This window comes from Methylobacterium sp. WL119, assembly GCF_008039875.1.
In the GTDB taxonomy this organism is placed as follows: Bacteria; Pseudomonadota; Alphaproteobacteria; order Rhizobiales; family Beijerinckiaceae; genus Methylobacterium.
Genome location: NZ_VRUU01000222.1, coordinates 1 through 1,529, shown reverse-complemented (window position 1 = coordinate 1,529; position 1,529 = coordinate 1). Strand labels below are relative to the sequence as shown.

The following is a 1,529-nucleotide window of genomic DNA, read 5'->3' as shown; positions in this document are numbered from 1 at the left end:
TTATAGTACTTGTAGTAATAATATGGGTTGTTGCACGCATGCTAAAACAGCCTATTAAGATTTTTCTAAGACGTACTATAAATCGGTATAAATCAAATTACCAAGACAAAGAAACGTCTCGAAGTAAAAAATAGCGAATGCTTCTTAATAATACTGAGTAGCATGTTAGATCACTTATATACTGACTTGAATGGAAAATTTAGGGCTTATATCCAGTAATTCGAAGATTGTAATCACGGGTTCATTTTCCGTGAAGGGCCCTGGGTCTCGATTGTGCTAGCCAACGTCGGAGTTGGTGCCTCCTACAGGTCGATGATGTCGGTCAACTTTCCGCACTGTAGGGAGCGCCGCGTGAGAAGTGAGAAAAAGCCTTCATCAGTGCGGGCAAGGTTCGCGCCGACGGCACGCGCTGAAGCCGCTCGATGTTGGCCTGCTCTGCGCGCCGGCGCCGCGTCGCCCATTCCCCGACGACCTGGAGCGATCCTTAGAGTCCGTCCGATAAGTCATGCCGCTCGGCCGAGCCTTCGGACGAGGATCATGACGGCGGCGGCGTAGAGGAAGGCTTAGGCCGAGGCGAGGGTCGCCTCCGGGTCTTTCCAAAGGCGGCGGTTGCGGCTGATCCAGCCGAAGAAGCGTTCGACCACCCATCGGCGCGGGTGCACGGCAAAGCCGACCTGATCCTTGGGTTTGCGCACGATGTCGACGGTGATGATCGTGGCGGTCGCGGGCCTGTCGCCCGCATAGCCTGCATCAGCGAAGGCTTTGGCGATGAACGGGAAGGTCCGCCGCGACAGGCGCAGCACCGGTCCGGCCCCATCGCGATCCTGCACGTCGGCGGACTGCGGGTCGAGGACGAGGGCACGCCCGTCCGTGTCGACTAGAGCCTGCCGCTTGCGGCCCTTGATCTTCTTTCCGGCATCGTAGCCGCGTGGCCCTCCGCTCTCGGTGGTCTTCACGCTCTGGCTGTCGAGCACTGCAGCGGTGGGCGAGGCGCTTCGACCGACCCGCTCGCGATCCGCCATGACGAGGTGATGGTTGATCCGACCGAACAGGCCCTCGTCGCGCCAGCGCGCGAAGTAGCCAAACGTCGTGCTGCGCGGAGGCAGGTCCTTCGGGATCATCCGCCATGCGATGCCGCCCCGCAGCACTGAGACGATCGCGTTCTAGATCTCGCGCATCGTCCAGATGGCGGGCCGACCGCACGAGGCCGGCTCCGGCATCAGCGGCGCAATCACGGCCCATTCCGCATCGGTCAGGTCGGTTTCGTAGCGCAGGCGCGAACGGCTATGCTGCCGGCGAGTGGTCGGGGTCCACATGGCACATCCAGATCAGGCTTCAGCACCCTTCCGGAATCACCGCCATCCCGGCCACTCAACCCCTGCCGGATGTTATCGGACTGGCTCTCAGGTTGTCGAGGATGACCGTGTTGCTGCGCTTCAGCACCGAGACCAGGGTATCGGTCACGTAAGCCAGGAAGCGCTCGCCGCTCGTCGCTCCATCGAACAGGGTGGTGGCGACGAGGCCGCTCG

2 pseudogenes are annotated in these 1,529 nt (G+C 60.4%); both read right to left on the bottom strand.

What is annotated here, in order from left to right:
- Positions 1-563: 563 nt before the first annotated feature.
- Positions 564-1,316, bottom strand: a pseudogene (locus FV227_RS28545) (IS5 family transposase).
- 82 nt (positions 1,317-1,398) lie between these two features.
- Positions 1,399-1,529, bottom strand: a pseudogene (locus FV227_RS30240) (IS630 family transposase); the annotation flags it as partial.